Annotated in this window: 19 protein-coding genes; 5 read left to right on the top strand and 14 right to left on the bottom strand. The window is 66.9% G+C overall.

Annotated features, from left to right (window positions below; genetic code table 11):
* Positions 1 to 28: 28 nt before the first annotated feature.
* The 10 genes from IWX75_RS07285 to IWX75_RS07330 all read right to left on the bottom strand — a co-directional run bounded on the left by IWX75_RS07285 (position 29) and on the right by IWX75_RS07330 (position 12056).
* A complete protein-coding gene (locus IWX75_RS07285; RefSeq protein ID WP_196821577.1) occupies positions 29 to 1231 on the bottom strand; it encodes an MFS transporter in 1203 nt (400 codons plus the stop codon).
* A gap of 62 nt (positions 1232 to 1293) precedes the next feature.
* Positions 1294 to 3285, bottom strand: coding sequence for an aconitate hydratase (locus IWX75_RS07290; RefSeq protein WP_196821578.1), 1992 nt, complete (start codon positions 3283 to 3285; stop codon positions 1294 to 1296).
* Between the two features lie 93 nt (positions 3286 to 3378).
* On the bottom strand, positions 3379 to 4458 hold the full coding sequence (locus tag IWX75_RS07295; protein WP_196821579.1) for an ABC transporter substrate-binding protein: 1080 nt from the start codon (positions 4456 to 4458) through the stop codon (positions 3379 to 3381).
* 52 nt (positions 4459 to 4510) lie between these two features.
* Positions 4511 to 5347: an ABC transporter permease gene (locus IWX75_RS07300; RefSeq protein WP_196821580.1), complete on the bottom strand. Its 837-nt coding sequence runs from the start codon at positions 5345 to 5347 to the stop codon at positions 4511 to 4513.
* Positions 5344 to 6186, bottom strand: coding sequence for an ABC transporter ATP-binding protein (locus IWX75_RS07305; protein ID WP_196821581.1), 843 nt, complete (start codon positions 6184 to 6186; stop codon positions 5344 to 5346). Before IWX75_RS07305 ends, IWX75_RS07300 begins: the two co-directional genes overlap by 4 nt.
* 253 nt (positions 6187 to 6439) lie before the next feature.
* Positions 6440 to 7627 (bottom strand): hypothetical protein, encoded by a 1188-nt coding sequence (locus tag IWX75_RS07310; protein ID WP_196821582.1) that lies wholly within the window; start codon positions 7625 to 7627, stop codon positions 6440 to 6442.
* A 49-nt stretch (positions 7628 to 7676) separates the two neighbouring features.
* Positions 7677 to 8528, bottom strand: coding sequence for a nuclease-related domain-containing protein (locus tag IWX75_RS07315; RefSeq protein WP_196821583.1), 852 nt, complete (start codon positions 8526 to 8528; stop codon positions 7677 to 7679).
* Between the two features lie 153 nt (positions 8529 to 8681).
* Entirely contained in the window at positions 8682 to 9716 is a 1035-nt protein-coding gene (locus tag IWX75_RS07320) for an AEC family transporter (RefSeq protein ID WP_196821584.1), read from the bottom strand.
* Position 9717: 1 nt separating this feature from the next.
* On the bottom strand, positions 9718 to 10449 hold the full coding sequence (locus tag IWX75_RS07325; RefSeq protein ID WP_196821585.1) for a DUF72 domain-containing protein: 732 nt from the start codon (positions 10447 to 10449) through the stop codon (positions 9718 to 9720).
* A gap of 2 nt (positions 10450 to 10451) precedes the next feature.
* Positions 10452 to 12056 carry an alpha-amylase family glycosyl hydrolase gene (locus IWX75_RS07330; RefSeq protein WP_196821586.1) on the bottom strand — a complete coding sequence of 535 codons (1605 nt, stop codon included), beginning with the start codon at positions 12054 to 12056 and terminating at the stop codon, positions 10452 to 10454.
* 156 nt (positions 12057 to 12212) lie between these two features.
* On the opposite strand from IWX75_RS07330, the gene IWX75_RS07335 reads away from it, so the two are divergent.
* The gene (locus IWX75_RS07335; RefSeq protein ID WP_196821587.1) at positions 12213 to 13037 is read left to right on the top strand and encodes a DNA-formamidopyrimidine glycosylase family protein; all 825 of its coding nucleotides are present in this window, start codon (positions 12213 to 12215) and stop codon (positions 13035 to 13037) included.
* A 107-nt stretch (positions 13038 to 13144) separates the two neighbouring features.
* Positions 13145 to 13984, top strand: a complete 840-nt coding sequence (locus IWX75_RS07340; RefSeq protein ID WP_196821588.1) for an IclR family transcriptional regulator — start codon at positions 13145 to 13147, stop codon at positions 13982 to 13984.
* Here IWX75_RS07340 and IWX75_RS07345 read toward each other — a convergent pair.
* From IWX75_RS07345 to IWX75_RS07355, 3 genes are read right to left on the bottom strand one after another with little or no spacing between them, the layout of a single operon-like run.
* Positions 13956 to 14918, bottom strand: coding sequence for a hydroxymethylglutaryl-CoA lyase (locus tag IWX75_RS07345; protein WP_196821589.1), 963 nt, complete (start codon positions 14916 to 14918; stop codon positions 13956 to 13958). The genes IWX75_RS07340 and IWX75_RS07345 overlap by 29 nt on opposite strands.
* Complete coding sequence (locus IWX75_RS07350) at positions 14915 to 16174, bottom strand: CaiB/BaiF CoA transferase family protein (RefSeq protein WP_196821590.1); 1260 nt, start codon at positions 16172 to 16174, stop codon at positions 14915 to 14917. The genes IWX75_RS07345 and IWX75_RS07350 overlap by 4 nt, the downstream gene beginning before the upstream one ends.
* 11 nt (positions 16175 to 16185) lie before the next feature.
* On the bottom strand, positions 16186 to 17685 hold the full coding sequence (locus tag IWX75_RS07355) for a GntP family permease (RefSeq protein WP_334684167.1): 1500 nt from the start codon (positions 17683 to 17685) through the stop codon (positions 16186 to 16188).
* A gap of 166 nt (positions 17686 to 17851) precedes the next feature.
* Between IWX75_RS07355 and IWX75_RS07360 the strand changes: the two genes are divergently transcribed.
* Positions 17852 to 18304, top strand: coding sequence for a PGPGW domain-containing protein (locus IWX75_RS07360; protein WP_196821591.1), 453 nt, complete (start codon positions 17852 to 17854; stop codon positions 18302 to 18304).
* A 25-nt stretch (positions 18305 to 18329) separates the two neighbouring features.
* On the opposite strand, the gene IWX75_RS07365 is transcribed toward IWX75_RS07360, so the two are convergent.
* Positions 18330 to 19520 (bottom strand): LacI family DNA-binding transcriptional regulator, encoded by a 1191-nt coding sequence (locus IWX75_RS07365; RefSeq protein ID WP_442858957.1) that lies wholly within the window; start codon positions 19518 to 19520, stop codon positions 18330 to 18332.
* A gap of 48 nt (positions 19521 to 19568) precedes the next feature.
* Between IWX75_RS07365 and IWX75_RS07370 the strand changes: the two genes are divergently transcribed.
* Both IWX75_RS07370 and IWX75_RS07375 read left to right on the top strand, forming a co-directional pair.
* Positions 19569 to 20846, top strand: a complete 1278-nt coding sequence (locus IWX75_RS07370) for a M20 family metallo-hydrolase (protein WP_196821593.1) — start codon at positions 19569 to 19571, stop codon at positions 20844 to 20846.
* Between the two features lie 25 nt (positions 20847 to 20871).
* Positions 20872 to 21627: a DUF5058 family protein gene (locus IWX75_RS07375; RefSeq protein ID WP_196821594.1), complete on the top strand. Its 756-nt coding sequence runs from the start codon at positions 20872 to 20874 to the stop codon at positions 21625 to 21627.
* The last annotated feature ends 12 nt before the right edge of the window (positions 21628 to 21639 follow it).

Genomic DNA, 21639 nt, shown 5'->3' on the forward strand with positions numbered 1-21639 from the left:
GCCCTCGAACGCACTCCACGGAGTCTATTCAGGATCCGTCCGGCACCGCGGCGGGCGCTGCTTCCCCGAAGGCCGAAACGCCGTCGGCCCTGCGCAGTGCCTTCTCCAACCGGAAGGCGACCAGCGCAGCTCCGGCACCCGACGCCGCCAGGACCGCAGCCAGACCCCAGCCGACCGCCGGATCGAACTGGGAGAAGATAATGCCGAACAGCAGCGGGCCCAGCGTGCCGCCGATGTAGGTTCCGCTCTGCGTGATCCCGGTGGCCTGCGCGGTGAACGGGTGCGCGGTCTTCGACACCACGTAGTGCACGAGTCCGTTCCACCCCCAGCCGAAACCGAAGGCCACCACGCACCCGGCGGCATAGGCCGCCGGGTGGCCGGTTGCCATGCCGATGAGGCCCAAGCAACCGGCCGCCATCATGAGGGCCACCGTCGCCATGGATCCGCCGATGCCGCGATCCGCAGCGATGCCCACGAGCGGCCGCGCAAGGATGCCCGCTACGCTCGCTGCACCGAGCAGCAGGCCGGCCACCGCCGGATCGAACCCGGCATCGACCGCGGAGACCACGGTGAAAGCGCCGACGACGTTCGCCTGCGCTGATCCGAGCCCACCGGCCACCGCAGTGGCCAGCAGGAAGGGCCGGAGCCTGCGGGGCAGGCCGGTCCGCGCTGGTTTGGCGGCCGGCGCCGACACACTCGACACACGGCGTGGCAGTGACCGGAGTAGGACGGGGACGAAGAGCGCCGCGAAGAGCGCAGCTGAAGCGAACGTCCATCGCCAGCCGACCGTGAGGGCAAAAACCGGTACCGACAGGCCTGCGGTCAGGGTGGCCGCCGGAATGGCCGCCTGCTTGAGCCCGAAAGCGAAGGCGCGGTTCCGGACTCCCACCTGGTCGATGATCAGGCCGTTCGAGAGTGGATGGATCAACGCGTTCGCCGCACCGGCGATACTGAGCCAGAGGATCAGCCACGCCCAATGGGGCGTCAGCACAGCGATTCCGAGGAGCGACGTCAACCCGAGCCCGACGGCGAGCGGCATCCCCCTGCGCATCCCGAGGCCACTGGCAACATAACCCGCCGGCGCGGACAGGAGCGCGGAAACCGCCCAGAACGCGGCCACCGCCGCACCGAGGGCCGACGCCGTCATGCCCAGGTCCGCTTCGAGCTGCACGGCGAGTCCGCCGACCAGGAAGACCGGGAGTACCGCGACGACGGTCGTCAGTGCCGCCATCGCGGTGGCGCGCTGCCCCGGACGGGTTACGGAGCGTTGATCCCTTCCGTTTCGTGCGGGCTTCACGGCTCCGGCCGGAACTGCGGCGCCGGAGCGTCACCAGCCGAGGAGCCGTCGAGCCCGAGGAGCGGGCGGCCGCCTGTGCGGACGTGCGCCAGAAGGCCGCCGGCACCGAGGATCTCCCGCTCGCCCGGCGAGAAGTCCAGTCCGAGCGTCAGCCGAGCGCCGCCGTCGACGTCGGCCGGCACGGAGGTGCTGCCGGCGGCCAGCGCCGACCGCAGCCCCGGGATCACCCAGCGCTGGCCGACGAAGCAATCAGCCTCACGGGGCAGCACCAGGGGCACGATACCGGCGGCGATGAGGTTCCGGCGGTGGATCCGGGCGTAGCTGCGCGCCGCGACGACACGGATGCCGAGGTACAGCGGGATCAGCGCAGCGTGCTCGCGGGAGGAGCCCTGCCCGTAGTTCTCCCCACCGACGATGATGCCCCCGCCCCACTCGGTGGCACGGGCGTGGAACTCCGGATCCAGCCGTCGGAACATGAACCTTGCACAGACAGCGATGTTGGACCAGACCGACATGGCGATGGCGCCGTCGGGAGCCATGTCGCCGGTGGAGATGTCGTCCCCCGTCACGATGAGGACGCGGGCATCCAGTCCGGCAGGCAGCGGGTCAGGCTCCGGCGGCGGTACCAGGTTGGGCCCGCGTTCGATCTCGATGCTCCGGCGCTTTACCTCGGGCAGGACGCCTGCGATGTGCAGGTCGTGGATGCCGGGATGAGGCGGCGCGGCGGGCCGCAGCTCACCGATGAGAAAGCCGGAGGCATCGACGATCGCACCTTCGAGGGCGCTGGCAGCGGCGGTCGACGGCGAGCACAGGTACACGCTGTCCTCGGCCGTTCCGCTGCGGCCGGGGAAATTGCGGTTGAACGTCCGCAGTGAGGGAGTGCCCGCCGTGGGGGCCTGGCCGATCCCGACGCAGGGCCCGCAGACCGGCTCGAGCATCCGCGCGCCGGCCTGCATCAGGTCCTCGTACACGCCGGACGCGATGATTGTCTGCAGGATCTGCCGCGACCCCGGAGTGACGGTCAGCTGGACCGCCGGGTGCACCGAGTGACCCTTGAGGATGGCGGCGACGGTGGCCAGATCCTCGTAGGAACTGTTGACGGAGGACCCCACGCACACCTGCACCACTTCGGTGCGCGGGAGATCAGCCACCGGCCGTACGTTGCCGGGCGAGTGCGGGAGCGCCACCAGTGGTACCAGGGCCGACAGGTCGAGGTGCTCGACGTCGTCGTAGTCGGCGCCGCGGTCGGCGGCGAGCGGGCGGTAGTCCGCCTCACGGTCCTGGGCCTGCAGCCAGCGCAGTGTCTGCTCATCCGACGGGAACACGGCCGTCGACGCTCCGGTCTCGACGATCATGTTGCAGATGGTGGCCCGGGCGGAAATGGCGAGCGAGGCCACCCCTTCACCGAAGAATTCGAAGACCTTGCCCCGGCCGCCGCGGACGCCGTGGCGGCGCAGCAGTTCCAGCACCACGTCCTTGGCCTCGGCAACGCCGCCGAGCCGGCCGGTGAGCTCGACCCCGACGACCGCGGGGCAGACGAAGTCGAAGCCGTAGCCGGCCATGGCCACGGCTACCTCGAGCCCGCCGGCCCCCAGTGCGAACATGCCCAGTGCGCCCGCGGTGGAGGTGTGGGAGTCAGCGCCGACGAGCACGCCGCCGGGGCGGGCGAAATGCTCGAGGTGGATGTAGTGGGAAATGCCGTGGCCCGCGGGGGAGTAGCGAAGTCCGTAGCGGGCGGAGAAAGTCCGCAGGTAGTGGTGGTCCTGCATGTTCTTGTCATCGATCTGCAGGACGTTGTGGTCCACGTACATCACAGCGAGCGGCACGGCGATCGAATCCACCCCGAGCATCTCGAACTGCATCGCCGCCATGGTGCCGGTGGCATCCTCGATGAGCACCTGGTCCACGCGGACGGTGATATCGCTGCCGGGGGTGAGCCGGCCGGAGGCCAGGTGCTCGGCCAGGAGTTTATGGGTCAGGTTGGCCACTGTGCTGTGCCTCTTCCGCTGTTCCACTGGTGTTCACGGCACTGCGGCCAGCCCTGCAGGAGGACTGGCCGCAGCACGGGATGGATGTGGATCCTAGTCGACGAACTCGTTGGTGTACGTCTCCGCGAGATCGATGTCGGCCTCGCCGACCTCGGGGTTGGCGATCCGCTGCGTCTTCAGCACGGCCTCGGCGCCGACTTCCGTGAACGCACCGTCCGTGCTGAGCGTCTTCTTCAGTTCCTCGATCACGGCCGCGTACTGGGCGGGGTCCCCGCCCGCGAAGGTCTCTGGCATTTCCGCAGCGATTTCCTCGCCGGAGTGCTCGGCGATGTAGTCGAGCGTCCTCGTGATCGCGGTGGCCAGCTTCTCGGCGGTCTCCGGATTCTGTTCGAGCCAGTCGGCGTTGGCATAGAGGCTCGACGACGGCCACGCTTCGGCGTCGAAGACCTCCTTCAGCCCGTCCAGCGTGCGGACGTCCTCGATGATGGTGGGTTCAGTCCCGAGGCGCTTGCCCAGCACGGTGATGTCCGGCTCGAGCATGACGGCGGCGTCGACCTGCCCCTGCTCGACGGCGGCGACGGCGGACGAACCGGCCCCGATAGCCGAGACGGCGGCGGCGTCGATCTCCATGCCGTTCTGCGACAGCAGGTACTTCACGAACATGTCGGTGGATGACCCCGGTGAGGTGACGCCCACGTTCTTGCCCTCGAGGTCGGCGATGGTCTTGATGGTGTCCTTGTTCTTCTCGGAGACCACGAGGGCGAGGCCGGAGGACAGGTTCATGTTGACGAAGGCCTTGACGGGCTGGTTCTTCGCCTGCATCTGGATGGTGTGCTCGTAGTACCCGCTGGTGACGTCGGTGCTGCCGCCGATCATCGCCGTCAGCGCTTTCGACCCGCCCTGCAGGTCCTGGAGATCGACGTCCAGGCCCTCCTCCTCGTAGTAGCCGAGCTCGTCGGCCAGGGTGGTGGGGAGGTAGGTCAGGAGGGTCTGGCCGCCGACGCCGATGGTGACTGTCTCACCCTCGCCGCCGCCGCCCCCGCTGCCCTCCTGGCCCGGCGGGGCCGCCTCGGGAGCGCCGCAGGAAGTAATGGCCAGTGCCAACCCGGCGAGCAGTGCAGAAGCCTGGACCCCTCTGGTGCGGCGTCGTCGCCGGCTGTCGATAATGTTCATGGAATTCCCTTTCAGATGGAGATGGTGGCGGAGCGGGATGCGACGGATGGATCTAGCCGGATTGATTCGGGCGCCATCGGAGGAGGTGCCGTTCCACCCGGTTGACGAGGATGTCGATGATCAGCACCACGATCATGAGGATGAACATGCCCGCGAAGACGCCCTCGGTGTCGAAGACTCCCTGGGCCTGGGCGATGGCGTATCCGACGCCGGCGGAAGCGCCGAGGTATTCACCCACCACGGCACCCGTGATCGCGAAGCCCACGCTGATATGCAGGCTCGAGAAGATCCAGGTCAGTGCGCTCGGGATGAACACGTGGCGCAGCAGTTGTCTCTCGGTCGCTCCGAGCATCTTCGCGTTGTCCACGAGGACGCGGTCAACGCTCTTGACGCCTTCGAGCGTGTTGAAGAAGACGATGAAGAACACGAGCGTGAACCCGAAAGCGACCTTCGACCAGATGCCCAGGCCGAACCACAGCAGGAAGATGGGAGCGAGCACCACGCGCGGGAGGGCGTTGAAGATTTTCAGGAACGGATCGAACAGCCGCTCCAGGATCCGGACGCGTGCGAGCAGGAACCCGAGGATAAGGCCGACCGCAGCCCCAGTGAAGAAGGCGAGGATGGCCTCCTGCATGGTGATCCAGAGGTGCGGGAACACATAGCCCGTCGACACCCATTCCCACACGGTGATGAGTATGTCGGACGGCAGGGGGAAGAAGAACTCGTCGATGATGCCTACGCGCGCCAGCAGCTCCCAGGATCCGAGCACGGCCACGGTCATCGCGAGTTGCCCCATCCGGATGGAGAGGTTCGACGGTTCGGTCCGCTTCCTGGTGCCCCGACGTTGCGCGGCAGGGCTGGCGTTCTGCTGGGCTGGTGCCAAAGTCATGCGACGTCGCTTTCTTCGTCCTGGGCCGAGGCGTAGGTTCTGGAGACCTCGACCTTCAGCCGGCCCCAGATTTCGCGGTGCAGTTCCACGAACTTCGGGTCATCGCGGATGTCCAGGAGGTCGCGGGGTCGCGGAATGGTGATCTCATAACTGCCGACGACGGTGCTGCCGGGCCCCGCTCCGAGGATGATCACCTCGTCCGAGAGCGCGATGGCCTCGTCCAGGTCATGGGTGATGAACACGACCGCCTTTCCTGATTCACCCCACAGCTGCAGGAGTTCGTTCTCCATGATCTGGCGGGTCTGGACGTCGAGGGCGGAGAACGGCTCGTCCATGAGCAGGATGTCTGGGTTCACGATCCAGGCCTGCGCGACGGCGGTGCGTTTCCTCATACCCCCGCTCAGCTGATGCGGGTACCGGTCCGCGAAGTTCTTCATGCCGACCTTCTCGAGCCAGCGACGGGACTCGGAGTAGGCGTCCGCTTTCGATACGCCGGCCATCGTCAGGCCGAGGCTCACGTTGTCGATCACCGACTTCCACGGAAGCAATGCGTCCTGCTGAAACATGTAGGACGCGCGCCGGTTGACGCCGTCGATCGGGGTTCCGAAGCTCTTCACGGTGCCCGATGTGGGGGAGAGGAGCCCCGCGGCCATGTTGAGGATAGTGGACTTCCCCGAGCCCGTGGGCCCGACGATCGACACGAAGCGGCCGGGTTCGACCTTCAGGTCGATGTCGCGAACTGCGAAGTAGGACCCCCCGCCGGGTGTGGCGAACTCCTTGGTGCAGCCGGTCAGGTCCACCGCATACGGTGACGGCTCTGCTTGTACAGGATGCGTCATTGCTTATCTCCCGAACCACATCGTGGGTTATCCCTCATATAGTGGATACGAGGCTAGCAGTAAGCCAGATCACACTCAAGGGTTGTCCACAATATTTCGGCCGCCCTCGCCCGCTCCGAGGGCATGATGCACGCAATTGTTTCCGGGGGGTCGGTTTCTCGCTGGTGAGAGCGGTTTCTCGCCCCTCGAGTTCCTGCCTCCTCGGGGCGGTTTCCCGGCTTCGGTCCGGGCCGGGGCACGCGGCTCTGCTGTGTCAGCTCGCGCGCGGAGGCTTCGCCAGCCGAATCTGTCCCGGAATGCGCGGGTGCATGCTGGCCTTCAATCCCGCCTCGTGAGCCTGGGCAAGGCACCAGGCGGGCAGGCTTGTACCGAGGAGCTTCTTGAAGGAGTTTCCGCCACCGAAATGAGGCCGCACCAGTGAGCCGAACAGGGCCGCGCTGACGCCCTCGCCCTGATGCAGCTCGGCATCGGTCAATGCCGCGAGCCACGCCGACTTGAGGGCGCCCACCTTCGTTCCCTGCTTCGGATCAGGGACGGGCAGGAACCTTTCCACATGCTGCTTCATCCGTTGGTGGGTGGTGACCCTGGCCTCCGTGGCCTGGGTGCCCTGCTTCACCGCTGTTTTCGGCATGCCAGCGCCCACAGCGGAGGCCTTCTTCACTTCGGTGGCGCGCTTTGCCACTGGTTCGGCAGGGATCGGGAGGACCAGCACAGGGAGGCCCCGCCTACGAGCGGGCGCATGCAGCAGACCGGCCAGCTCTGTGTGAAGCGCCGCGATCTCGAGGTGGATGTCCCTCATTCGCTGGTCCGCGTTCACTTCCGTCAGCGGCGCGACTCCTCCGAGCTTCCTCCTCACGCCCTGGGACACCGTGCAGCGGAACAAGTCCGCGAGCATCTCCGCGAGGGGGAGTCGGGCGTCGTCGGGCACAACGAGCGGAGCGGGACATGGTCGGGTGGCAACCGTCAGCGCGAGGTCGTCGAGGGTGCCGAACACCTTGCCGAACCGGAGCCGTTCGTGAAGCGTGGTCGCATCGACCTGCGGGGAGTAGACGCACTGGAAGGGGTTCAACGCCAGCAGGCCGACGTCGGGAAAGAACGTATCGCGAACCGATCCCCGCAGGACACGGCGGACCGCCTCGAGCTGCCGGGCCACCTGCTCGAGGGGATTGGGAACGCTGGCCCCGTTCTTCAGAATCCATGGCGCGCCCGTGTCGGCCACCTGAGCGACGGGGGAGGGGTACCTTTTCCATTCGCACAGGATGAAGGTCCCTTTCGCCGCGTTGTAGAAGAGCCAGTCGACCTCGGCGACCGGCGATCCGACGGCATCGACGCGGCAGTTGCTGAACGCCCAGACATCGTTGTCAAGCAGTTGGCGCAGCCGGGTCACGTCCACCAGGGCAGGCACGTGCGCCGCAGTGTTTCTGGATGGGAAGTACAGCAAGCGGAATTCGTCCTTCGGGTCTGGATCGGGGAATCGATGGTCGGGGAATTCAGGGGGACAGGAGGCTGCCCGCCAAGAGGGTCGGGAGCACTCCGGAAAGCAGTCCGAAGGCTGTCAGGAGCATGGCCAGCGCCCAACCGATCCGGCGTCGTCGCGCCTGGTCGATGATTCGACCGAGCGCCGCGAACTCACTGGCGACAAGTCCTGGTACCTGAAGTACCGGCGGGTTTCGCTTCCAGGTTTCGGGCCGCACGGCGGCGGCGGAAATAATGGCAACCTGCTGCGGCGTAAGTACCGGTGAACGACGCGTCAGCCAGCGCACGAGCTGCCGCGGTGTCAGGACCGCAACCGTCTGGTGTTTTTCCTTCACCGTCACACTCTTCGCGCCCACGATCACGATGCCGGCGCTGGCCCGCAGATCGCGGCCTACCGCAGCTGAGAGCAACTTCGCGGCGCGATCCGCCTCGTAGACGGAGTTGCGGATGTACGGTTGTCGTTTGCCGGCCACGAGGAAGGTTCCCTTCGCCGTCCAGACGGACTGGCCCGCGTGCCGTTTGGTGTTGAGCGTGAAGATACCCGAGGGCCCGATCACGACATGGTCGATGTCGGACGACCTGTTGCCGACGGGTACCGCGTGCAGCACGGTCCACTCCGGCCCGAGCGACCCAAGGATCCGGCCGACCTCCAACTCGCCGAGGGCGCCCCAGTACCAGGGAGTGGTTTCCACGCCGAGCGGGCGAACGCCGAACAACCGTCCCAGCCGGCCGCGGGGAGGGTCGAGCTGGTGGGAGGCGAGGAGTTCCTCGATGACGGCCTGACCAGGCATGCGCTCGCTCAGCGGTCCCCGGGGAAGCCCGGAATACTCCTGCAGGGGTGGCGAGAAATCTTCCCCAGCCGTCATGACGTGTGTTGAGCTTTCAATCCAGTTCCCCCGATGGCGCTAGCCCTGTCTGAAATGTACCGGCTCACCAGCGGCGAATTCCCGCATTTGCAGCGTCCGGACCAGCAGGATTGCGTCAGGATTTCCGCAACCCCTGCAGGCCCATGGAGAAACCTACAGCCCGGGCACATCCACCAGCGTCACGATCGCGATCATCGGCAGGATCGACAGCGCCGTGGTCACGAGGGCCGACTGACGTGCGATGCCTCGCCCGCGGTCGTATCGGATCGCCGCGATCAGTACGTTCTGCGCCGTCGGCAGAGCAGCGAAAAGGGTCACCGCGAGGAGGGGGATGTCCTCCATGCCGAAGACGAAACGGCCGAAGAGGAACGCCACGGCAGGGTGGACCCCGAGTTTGAGGATCGTCACCAGCCACAGATCGACGGCGGCCACGGGCTGGGGCGTCCGCAGCCCCGCTGCGAGGGAAAGCCCGAACGCGATCAGCGCTCCCGGCACCGCGATGCCGGCAACGAGCTCGACCGGTTCAAGGACCATCGAGGGCACGGTGAATCCTGTTCCGGCTACCGCCATCCCGAGGAAGCTGCCGATCGTGATGGGATTCCGCAGCGGCCGCAGGAGGCGCTTGCCCACAGACTGGGAGATGTTCGCGTTGGCGTCCAGGATCGCGTAGGCGACCGGTGCGATCACCACCACCTGGAACAGCATGACGGGCGCCACGAGGGCAGCGTTCCCGAACACGAACACGGTGATGGGAATGCCGAGGTTCCCTGCATTCACATACGACGATGACAGCGCACCGATCACCGTATCCCCGGTGCTCCGTTTCAGCACCCAGTGCGCGATGGCCGCGTAGACGAGGGCGATCAGCGTGGTCGAGATGGCGGTGACGGCCAGCGTGGGCGACACGACGTCGGTCAGGTCCGCCGAGCTGAGGGTGATGAACAGCAGGGCAGGGGTGCCGGCGAAGAAGACGAGCCGTGACAGCACTTCCTGTGCGCCGCGGCCGAGAACCTCAAGCTTTCCGAGGACGTATCCGACGCCGATCACTGCCGCGATGACGAGGAAGCCCTGGAGAACTCCACCCACAGACACTCCCCATCCGATGAGCCGCAGCCGACGCCTGTTCTGCCGGAAGTCCGCGACCCATCCCTTCCCGAGCGTAGTGGCTGATGGGCTGGCGAAGCGCATGTTACCCCGTGCCGAGGATGCCCTTCAGGGTGTCGGCGTTCCGCACCGCGTTGCCGCCGCCGTCGTTGTTGAAGTACACGTAGACGTCCTTGCCCGCGCCCTGCCACTCGCGGATCCGGTCCGCCCACCAGTGCAGGTCAGTATCGGAGTAGGAGCCGCCATAGAGGTACTCCGAGTCGGGCCCATGCATCCGCAGGTAGACGAACGGCGCGGTGACGCGCAGGACGCACGGCAGGTTCGCGCCGCTCATCACGCAGTACGCCGCACCGTGGCGCTCCAGCAGGGCGTACACGGCGTCGTCGTTCCAGCTGTCATGGCGGAACTCGACGGAGACCCGGATCCAGTCGGGGAGGAGCCCGAGGAAGTAGTCGAGCCGCGCGTCGTCGCGAGAAAGGCCCGGAGGGAGCTGGACGAGCAGGATCGCGCGCTTGTCCCCGAGCTCGTGCCAGCAGCGGATGATGCGCTCCACCCAGATGTCGGGTTGGTACAGCTTCTTCCCGTGGGTCAGCCCACGGGGCGCCTTGACCGAGAGGAGGAATCCTTCCGGAAGCCTCCTACGCCAGCCGGCGAAGGTGGTGTCGCGGGGCCAGCGGTAGAAGCTCGCATTGAGTTCCACGGTGTCGAAGCGCTGCACGTAGTAGCCGAGCCGCCGAGCCGACGGCGTTCCGGCGGGATAGACGACGTCGTTCCAGTGGTCGTAGCTCCAGCCGGAGGTGCCGATGTGAATGCCCATTCTCAGCTCCTCAGTACCCATGCCGCGTTGTCCGGCTCCAGCCAGCCCTCCATCGTTTGGGGTACGGCGCTGATGAGCACCGAACCCGCTGGCAACCGCACAGCGACATCCCCCATGGCCATGGCGACGAAGAACTCCGGCCCGCGCTCGCAGATGAGCAGGTTCCCGTCCTTTACTTGCCAGGCTTCGCTGTCGTTCGCGGCGAAAATGCCCTCGGTGGCCAACTGCCGCCGCAACTCGAGCGCGGACATGACCAGCCGGAGCGTCGAGTCCGGATCGACCCGATGAACCTCGACGGCGGAGGACCCCCACGACGCGGGCACGGGCAGCCATGACTCGGACGCCGGTGCCGTCAGCGAGAAGCCGTGGGAGAACTCCGCCGACGCCGTCCACGGCAGCGGAACCCGTGCGCCGTCGCGGGACACTCCGCCGCGCGCCCACATCGGGTCCGCTCGTGCTGGGAGCGGTACATCCGCTTCGGTCAGGCCGAGCTCCTGACCCTGGTAGATATAGGCACCGCCGGGCAGCCCGAGGATGGCGAGCAGGCCCGCGCGGGCCCGTGCGGTTCCCCGGGCACCTCCGCCGAAGCGCGTGGCCGAGCGGACGAGGTCGTGGTTCTCGAGTGCCCAGGTGGGGGAGGCACCGTGTTCCAGCCGTGCTGCCTCGAGCTCCGTTCCGACCGAGGCCCAGACGGCAGCGTCCCAGCCGAGGCGGAGGAAAGCGTAGGCGAACGCCTGGTGCATTTCGTCGTGTCGTGTGTACCGTGCGGCGCGACGGGGATCGAGGTTGACCTCGCCCACGAGGACGCGTTCCGGTGTGTAGGAATCCGTGAGCGTCCGCCATCGCCGGTACACCTCGTGGACCTCATTCTGGTCCGATACCTGCGGATTGGACCGCAGGCCGTCGATGACGGCGCCGGCAGTGGGTGCGTCGGGCAGCCCGTCGGCCTTGAACAGCGCGTGGGCGACGTCGATGCGTAGCCCGTCCACGCCCTTGCCGAACCAGAACCGCAGCACGTCCTCGAAGTAGTCGCCCACGAGGGGGTTCCGCCAGTTCCAGTCGGGCTGCGCGGGGGAGAACAGGTGCAGGTACCACTGATGGTCGATGGCCGAGCCGGGGTTCACGCGGCTCCACGCCGACCCACCGAAAACGCTCTGCCAGTTGTTGGGGGGAGTGCCGCCGTCGGGCCCGTCCGCGAAGTGGAACATCGCCCGTTCGGGCGACCCAGGCCCGGCTGCGACCGCCTGCAGGAACAGCGGATGCTCCGACGAGCAGTGGTTGGGGACGACGTCGAGCAGGGTGCGCAGGCCCAGCGAATGGGCGTGGCCCAGCAGCTCATCGAACTGTTCCATGGTGCCGAAGAGGGGATCGACGCCGCAGTAATCACTGATGTCATAGCCCTGGTCCACCTGGGGCGAGGGCTGGAACGGGGTCAGCCAGATCCCGTCCACACCGAGCGATGCGATGTACGGCAGGCGGGCGCCGAGCCCCGCGAGGTCTCCGACGCCGTCGCCGTCGCCGTCCGCGAAGGACCGCGGGTAGACCTGGTAGATGACCGCGGATTCCCACCAGGGACCACTTCCTGAACCGCTTCCTCTCCTCGTCATGGTGTAACCGTATCGACCACCCGGAAAACCTTCCCGGTCCCCGTCCTCCGGGCCCGTTGCGTCGAACTTCCGTCAGTGGCGGGGACTATCCTGCAGTAACGTCTCCATGGCACGTCCCGGCTGGAGGCGATCCGACCATGAGTGCAGGGGGATACCGTGCCCGAGGGCGACAGCGTCTTCCGTCTCGCCGTCCGTCTCCGTGCCGCCCTCGACGGCCGCAGGCTCCAGAGGGGTGACCTCCGGGTTCCCGCGCATGCCACGGACTCCCTCGACGGCATGACCGTCGTCGGACACGCAACCCACGGCAAGCACCTGCTGACGCGCTTCGACAGCGGGCTCACCCTGCATACCCACCTGCGGATGCAGGGCTCCTGGACCGTCACGGCGCCCGGCAAGCGGCTGCCCCGCGCCGTCCTCCCAGAGGCGCGGGTGCTGCTGGCGGCGGTGGACGGGCCGACGGCGTACGGACTGAACCTACCCGTCGTCAACCTTGTGCCGACGTCGGCGGAGCACGGAGTCGTCGGGCACCTCGGCCCGGATCCGCTCCGGGAGGACTGGTCGGCCGACGAGGCGATCCGAAGGCTCTCCCGGGACCCCGACGCCCGGGTTGCGGCGGCGCTGCTCGAACAGCGGAACGTCGCGGGATTCGGCAACCTCTGGGCAAACGAACTGTGTTTCCTGCGGGGGATCCATCCGGATACGCCCATCGGCGCCGTCGAGGTGCCCGCCCTGGTGGCACTGGGCGCACGGTGCCTGCGGTTTTCGGCGACCCAACCGGGAGCACACCAGGTCACCACCGGCGTTCGACGCAGGGGCGAACAACACTGGGTGGCGGGCAGGGCCGGCAGGCCGTGCCTGCGCTGCGGCACCACCATTCGTGTCCGGGCCGAAGTTCCCGGGGACCCGGGCCGACGTCGGACCTGGTGGTGTCCGCGCTGCCAGCCGCTGCCCGCTGGCGAAACGCTGGCGGGCAGCGGCTAGCGCCGGCGTCAGCGGACCACGAGGCCGAACTGAAGGTCGACCCGGCGTAGCTCGACGAAACTACTCGGGTGTCGGGAAGTGCCGGGTGGTCTGCCTAGGATGGGAACATGGTCTCGTCCGGTACGCCAGCAGCTGCACCCCTGCTGGTCCTGAAGAAAATCAGTGACATCCTCGACGCGTTCTCGCTGCGAAAGCCCGAGCTGACCCTGACGGATATCCGCGAGGCGACCGGGCTGCCGACGTCTACGGTCCAGCGGCTCGTGGGCAATCTCGTCGCCAACGGCTTCCTGGACAAAATGGGGGACCATTACCGGGTCGGACTGAAGATGGCTTTCTGGGCGGCGCCCGCAACACAGAACCTCGACCGTCTGGAGGTCGTCAAACCGGTGCTGCAGGATCTCCGCGACAAGCTCGGCGAGACCGTGTGCTTCTTCGAGGCATCAATGAATTACCGGGTGTGCGTTGCGATGGCCGAGACCCGCCACATCCTCCGGCGCGAAATGAAAGTCGGTCGGCTTCTTCCCCTGCACGCCGGATCGGCAGGAAGGGTACTGCTCGCCTGGAACGATGAGCTGCTCCGAGACGTACTCGCCGATTCACTGGATCAATTGACTGAAACCACCATCACTGACCGCAGCTCCCTCAGCGCGGCCGTGGAGCAGACCCGGCGGGACGGCTATGCCATCACCACCGGAGAACGACAGACGGGAGCGAGCGGTCTTTCTGCGCCGGTCTTCGATTCCCAGGCGGACCTTCTGGGCGCGGTCACCATCATGGGGCCGACCCTCCGCATGCCACTCGAGGTGTGCGAACGATGGGTGGAAGACCTTCTGGCGGCAGCCGAGCAGGTGACGCGGATGCTTGGTGGCCGGCACCCGGATGATGCCGCAGGCCGCCGCACCCCGTCCGGGAAGGCTTCTACTCTGCCCCAGGGATCACCCAGCTGAAAGCGGCGGCCCGTGAACGGGCGCCCTGGGCCGCCTTCGAGCGGCCCGCTTCCCCGACTTCCTCCGTGACCGCTTCTCCGAGTCGGACGAGAGCCCCGAAGTTGTCTTCCTGAAGCCATTCCGGTCTCAGGGCGAACAGCAGGTCCTCCGTCGCCGTGTTTCCGGAGGCGCCCGGTGCGAAAGGGCAGCCGCCGAGTCCGCCGAGCGCGCCGTCGATCATGCTTGCGCCGGAGGAGACTGCGGCCAGGGCGTTGGCCACACCCATCCCCCAGGTGTCATGGCCGTGGAAGACTATCTCAGCAAAACGGGAGCTGTCCCGCACGCGAGCCACCAGCGCCCGCACCTCGTCGGGGGATGCCTGGCCGAGGGTGTCACAGATGACCACCCCGGAGGTACCTTCCGCGCGGGGATCGAGCACGAGCCGCAGAACCCGCTCCGGATCGACCGTCCCTTCGAAGGGACACGTGAACGAGGTGGCAAGGCAGAGCTGGATCGATGCTCCTGCAGCCCGCGCAAGCCGCACTGCCTCGGGCAGTGCCTCCATGCTCGCCTCCGTGGTGCGTCCGATGTTCGCCTGGTTGTGGGCATCGGTGACGCTGAGGCAGTACTGCAGGTGCCGGGCGCCGGCAGCGGTTGCGCGGGCGACATTCCGGGGCGTCGCCACCCAGACGAAGCAGTGGTCCAGTTCTTCGGGAGTCAGGGCTTCGATGAGCTCGACCGTGTTGGCCATGGAGGGCACGAGGTCAGGGCGCGCCATGGAGCCGATCTCGATGGCGGTCACCCCCGCAGAGAGGAGCTCGCGGACAACCTGGACCTTCCGCTCGGTGGACAGCAGGCCGCCTGTCAGCTGGAGCCCGTCACGCAGGGTGACATCCCGCAGGACCACCGTTCCGCGTTCCGCTGCCGGCACGTCGGTACTCGTCTCAAGTTTCATTTCGGTGCTCCTACTGTTTCCATTCCGGTGCGGGTGATGATGTTGGTCGCCTCGTCCGGAGTCCGGCCCAGGAGGTCCACCAGAATTCGGTGCGTGTCCGCTCCGAGGTCGGGACCCAGGTTCCGGATGGGAAGCGATGCTGCTCCGATTACGGGTGTGATGCCGGGGAAGGCGACGTCGGGAAGGGTCTCCGCACCGGTCGACACGTCGAAGCGCTGAATCATGTTGCGCGCCCGGTACTGGTCGTCGTCGACGATGTCCGCGGCCGTGTAGATCGGCCCCGAGGGAACTCCGGCCTCTTCAAGGAGTGCCAGTGCGTTGGTTGCCGTGTGCTGTGCTGTCCATTCCCCGATCGCCTCGTCCAGCATGTCCCGCCGGGCCCACCGTTCGGCATTGGACTGGAGCGTGGGGTCCTCCGCCAGGTCCTGCCGGTTGATGACGGTCATGTAGCGGCGGAAGATGCTGTCTCCGTTGCCGGCCACGACGATACTCGCACCGTCACTGCAGACGTAGGCGTTGGAAGGTGCGATACCTTCCATCCGGCCGCCGGTGCGTTCGCGGCGAACGCCGTAGGCACTGTAGTCGGGAACCAGTGATTCCATCACCGACAGCATGGCCTCGTTCAGTGCGACGTCGATGATGCGGTGATCCAGCGGTGACCGGTGCACGCCCTGGTCCCGTTCCCGGGCAAAGAGCATCATGACGGCCCCGAAAGCTGCGTAGAGCCCGGCGATGGAATCGCCGATCGAAACACCGACACGCACGGGGGGCCGGTCAGGGTCGCCCACGAGTTCGCGGAAACCTCCGTAGGCCTCGGCGACGGCGGCAAAACCGGGGCGCGCGGACAGAGGGCCGGTCTGGCCGAATGCGGAGATCCGCGTCACGATGATGCCGGGGTTCGCGGCGTCCAGTTCCGCAGGTCCGAGTCCCCATTTCTCGAGGGTGCCCGGGCGGAAGTTCTCGAGCACGATGTCGCTCTGTTTCACCAGTTCGAGGACGATCCGGCGGCCCTCCTCGGTGCGTAGGTCCACCACCATCGACTTCTTGTTCCGGTTGATGGTCCGGTACAGCATCGACGTGGTGCCGGCGTGTAGTCGCCAGTTGCGCAGTTCGTCCCCCGTGTGGGGCCGCTCGATCTTGATGACTTCAGCACCGAAATCGGCAAGCAGCCGGCCGGCCGTCGGTGCCGCGATGTAGTTGCCCAGTTCAAGGACGCGGATGCCCTCCAGCGGTGCAATGTTCTCGGGGATGGTCACTTGTGCCCTTTCTAGAGGAACAGGCTGAGGATCAGGGTGAAACCGAGGGCAACGACGGAAGCCACAGAGACACCGAGGGAGCAACTCTTGAACGTGCCGCGTGTGCTCTGCCCCAGCATGGACTGGAGGAGCCAGAAGGTGTTGGACGTGACATGAACGAAGAACAGGGATCCTGCTCCTGCGGCAAGTGCGATCAGGACGGGGTCCAGCCCGAGGGTCGGAGCGATCGGTGCGAGCAGGCCGGCCGCCGTGATGGCCGAGATGGACACGGAACCGACGGCGACATGCAGCAGGGCGGCGATACCCCAGACCACGAGGAGCGGGGCGACCGTTGATGCCGAGAAGTACCCGCCCAAAACATCCCCCATGCCGCTGGCAGCGACGACGGCACCGAGGGCGCCTCCTGCGCCGGTGAGGATCAGGATCTGGCCGGACTCGCGGAACCCACCAACGACCGCCTGTTCGACGCGTTTGGTGCCGATGGTCCGACGGGCGACGAAGCTCGTTCCCAGCAGCCCGATCAGCAGCGCGATGACCGGCGTGGAGACGAAGTCGGTCACGGGTGAGGACCAGCCAGCCATCCCGGTCAGTGCGCCACCACCGATGAGCACCAGGGAGAGCAGCATGGGTGCGAACATGACGAAAAGTCCCGGTTCGCGGGGCGCGCGGGCGGACCGTGCTGCAACCTCCCGGGGGAGGAGCCCGACGCGGCTGAGGGGATCGGATGCCGGTACGGGGTTCGTCCCGTGGATCTCCGGAGCGGGGGCGTTGATCCCGGGAACCTCGGATGCGCCGGTCGCTCCGGCCCCAAGGTCCTCGTCGAACGGCTGCTCGTCCTTTTCCGTGTCCCACAGGCCGCGCTGGATGAGGAAATTCATGATCGTGATCGACACGAGGATGGTGGGGATGATGACGATCAGCCCGAAGATCAACATGCTGCCCAGGGGTACTCCCAGCAGTCCCGCAAGGGCGACTGTCGCGACGCCGGGCACCATGAGCACAATGCCGCACTCCAGGCTGATCGCCATGGCTGTCGCTATTTTGGCGGTACCGTACTTGCCCAGTTTCGGTGCGATCCGCCGTGCGAGAGGGGCACTCATCACGAGGAGGACGTCGAGGAAGATCGACTGCAGCAGTGTGCCCAGCGTAAGTCCGAGCGCGTAGGGGATCCCCTTCGGGCCGAAGGTGGTCAGCAGTCGCTCGACGAGTTTACGGATGGCGCCCATCTCGTTGAGGATGGCTCCCATCAGAACCCCCCAGGCGATGAGCAGACCCACCTCGAACATGATGTCGCCGAATCCCTGCATGATCGTGTCGGTCGTCCCGGTCGGCCCCAGACCCGTGGCCAGGCCCAGCCCGGCTGCACCGATCACCAGCGAAAGCGCGGGATTGACCCGCAGCTTGAGGATCAGGAACACGATGGCGATGATCGCCAAAGCGGTAATAGAGAGGATTTGCCAGTCTTCCACGGTTCCCTTTTCGTCCTTGAAACGGAGAGTGTTGCGCGTCACTTACTTACATTATGGGCACATGCTCACCATACGGGTCAATAGACCGGCAGGGACGCGGCACCTTCATGCCGAGCCTCAGCTCCGGCCGTCGAAGATTTCCGTTGTGTGAGCCACGGCCCAGCGGGCAGGATGATCGGGGGAGAAGCGAACAGGAAGGCATGTTCTCATGGCCACATTCGGCGGACGCACCAAGCCACACGGGGTCGGCCGTGTGGTCGGACTGGTGCTGGGCTGGACCCTCGTCCTGATCGGGATCGCCGCCCTGGTCCTTCCGGGCCCGGGACTCCTGGCACTCGTTGCCGGGCTGAGCCTCCTCGCGCAGCAGTACGAGTGGGCTCGGAAGTGGCTGCAGCCCGTCAAGACGAAGGCATTCGCCGCGGCCGCGCAGGGCGTGAAGTCGAAACGGAACATCGCCCTCAGTTTCGGCGGCGCAGCCATTCTGATCGCGCTCGGAATCCTCTGGGGTCTGCAACCGCCGATGCCGGGCTGGTGGCCGCTGGGCGAACGCTGGTGGCTTCCCGGAGGCTGGAGTGTCGGCTCGAGCCTGATCCTCTCCGGACTCCTTGCCGTGGCGTTCATCGTCTACAGCATCCGTCGCTTCCGGCCGCACCCGGCCTGAGCGGAATACCCGCCGGGCGGAGCGGTCAGTGGACGACGCCGACCGTCGTCGCCCGCGGCACCAGGACCGGCGGGAGCAGCACCGGATCCGCAGCCTGGCCCTTCATCCGCAGCAGCAGCGCCTCGACGCTGAGCCTGCCCATGTCACCCAGTGCCGACCGCACCGAGGTCAGCGGGACAGGAAGCGTCGCTGCGATGTCGATGTCGTTGTACCCCACCAGGGCCACCTCCTCCCGCAGCCTCTTGCCGGCGTCACGGACCGCACCCATCGCCCCCAGCGCGATGAAATCGTTCACCGCGAAAATGGCGGTGGGCGGCTCGGCGAGGTCCAGTAACTGGACGCCCGCGGCAAGGCCCCCCCGGGTGTCGAAACCGGAGCTCACCACGTACCGGTCGTCGACCGGGTACCCGGCTGCCTCGTACGCCTGCCGGAAACCCTGCGTCCGTTCGATACCGGTGCTGGCCAGCACATCTCCCGCGATGACGCCGACCCTACGGTGCCCCAGCCCCAGCAGGTGCTCGGCGGCCAGCCGGCCACCGAGGAAATCGTCGGTGGTGATGGAGAGGTGGCCTTCGAGCTTCCGCATCACCAGCACGTAGGGGACCCCGAGCTTCTGCAGCTCGTAGGCGGCCGTGTCACCGATGCGCGAATCGCCGATGATGACGCCGTCGATGCGCCTGGAGAGCATCGCGTCGAGGTGCGAGCGGCGATGGTCGGTGTCGTCCAGCGTATTCGCCACCACCGTGCTGTACCCGGCGGCGCCGGCTGCGACGTCGATGCTTTCGTAGATGGTGGCCAGCACGATGTCGGTCAGGCGGGGGACCAGGACGCCGATAAGCCGCGAGCTGCCCGTCCGGAGACCTGCCGCACCGACGTCGCGCCGGTAACCGAGCATCACCGCGAGTTCGCGCACACGCCGAACGGTTTCCGTGCTCACCCCCGCGGCGTCGTCGCTCAGGGCACGCGAGGCGGTTGAAACGTGCACCTGCGCATGCCGCGCCACTGTCGCAAGGGTGACCCGCTGGTTCCCCGCGGGGGGAATCTGTTGTGTGATGTCGGGACTCCTTCGTTGGGCGTAGAGGCAGTCTAGGGCGTCCGGCCCGGTACGGTGCAAAGGATTGCACGGAGGGCCCTGCCTCGGGAACTTAATTCCCCCGAAACCTTGACGTAACGCTCCGATCCTAGTGTGATGTAGACCATATTCCACCAACCTCACCCGATTCGGCGATCATCCGCAAACGATTGCACAGACAACGAGGAATGCATGACGACCCTGAGCGACGACACCGGCACCATCGAGCGACTCGACTCCGGCATTGCCGAACTGGCAGCGTACCGGGACCCGGAACGGAACGGCTGGACCCGCGAGGTGTTCAGCCGGCCCTACCTCGAATCACGCCAGTGGACAGCGGCACGGATGCGGGAGGCAGGCCTCGAGGTCTCCATCGACCCGGCCGGCAACATCATCGGACGGCTCGAGGGGACCAGCCCGAACGCGCCCGCCCTCGTCACTGGATCACACACCGACACCGTCGACGGCGGTGGCCGGTTCGACGGCATCGTGGGTGTAGTGGGCGCCATCGAGGCTGCTCGCCAGCTGCGGGAAGCGGGCACGCGCCTTTCCCGCGACCTCCTCGTTGTCGATTTCCTCGGTGAGGAATCCAACGTCTTCGGGTTGAGCTGCCTCGGAAGCCGCGCCGCCGCAGGGGAACTGACGGCGGCGGATCTCGACCGGCAGGATTACCGCGGCGTCCGCCTCGGCGAGGCCTACACGGACTTCGGCCTCGATCCCGCCTCGCTGACCGACGTCCGGTGGGCGAAGAAGCCGCTGCATGCCTTCCTCGAACTGCACATCGAACAGGGGCCCACCCTCGAGCAACGGCAGCTGCCGCTCGGCATCGTCACGGCCATCACCGGCATCGAACGCTTCATCGCCACCTTCTCCGGGCGGGCGGACCATGCGGGAACGACGTCGATGACGGATCGGCAGGACGCCATGATCGCCGCCGCCGAAGCCGTCCTCGCGGTCCGCCGCGAGGGGTGCGGCGCACCGAACCACGGAGTGGCCACCACCACCCGCGTCGAGTCCGAATCGCGGTCGCCGAACGTGGTGCCGTCCCTGGTGCGCATGATGAGCGAGGTTCGAAGCGTCGACTCCGATTGGCTCGGCGGGGTCAAGGGCCGGCTGACCGGTGAGATCGTCGCCAGGGCCGGTGAATACGGGGTGGACGTCGGCTTTGACTGGTCCACCGACAACGAGGTGGTGCACGCAAGTGCGGGCGTCCAGGACGTCGTCGCCTCGGCAGCGGACACCCTGGGCATCCCCTGGATGCCCATCCCCAGTGGCGCCACGCACGACGCCGTCCACATGGCGACGCTGGCACCCATGGGCATGATCTTCATTCCCTCGAAGGCCGGCAAGAGCCACTGTCCCGAGGAATGGAGCGACACCAGCGACATCGCCACCGGTGTCACGGCACTCGTTTCCGCGCTGAAGGCCCTCGACGGCGCCGAGCCGTCGCGGACGACGGCGACATCATGAATCTTCCCCCCTACCTGGAGCAGCCATGAAAACAGCACTCACGCCCGAGGGAGCCTCGACGAACATTCTCGGTATCGCTAATCTGCCGGTCCTGTGGGTCCTGGCCATCGGCGTCTTCGGCGCGATCATCGTGCAGTCCCTCATCTACATGAAGGCGGCGAAGAAAGCCGGACCGGCCGCCGACATCTCTGCCGCGGAGCTGAAGACCTCCTTCCGCGCCGGTGCCGTGGCGGCGATCGGACCGTCCCTCGCCGTCGTCCTCGTCAGCATCGCGCTCCTGACCCTGTTCGGCACCCCGGCGGTGCTGGTGCGTATCGGTCTGGTGGGATCGGCGGCGACCGAGTCTGCGTCGGCATCCCTCGCGGCCGGCACCATGGGCGCCACGCTCGGCGGGCCGGACTACACGCAGGCGGTTTTCGTGGTCGCCTTCATGGCCATGAGCCTCTCCGGTGCGGGATGGATGCTCGCCACGCTGATCCTCACCCCCATCCTGACGAAGGGTGACTCGAAGCTCCGCAAGGTGAACCCGGCACTCATGATGATCGTCCCGGCCGCAGCGCTCATCGGGGCGTTCGCGAGCCTCGGCATCGCCGAGTTCGGGAAGACGCCCGTCCACATCATCTCCGTCCTCGTCTCCGCGGCGACCATGTTCGCCTGCCTGGTGCTTGCAAAGGCGACGTCGGCTTCCTGGCTGCGGGAATGGGGACTCGGTATCTCGATCCTGGTGGGACTGGCCGTCGCCTACATTGCCCATACCTCCGGAATGGCACCGGCCGCCTAGGCAGCAACCCCC

It is taken from the genome of Arthrobacter sp. CAN_A6 (assembly GCF_015751715.1).
In the GTDB taxonomy this organism is placed as follows: Bacteria; Actinomycetota; Actinomycetes; order Actinomycetales; family Micrococcaceae; genus Arthrobacter_D.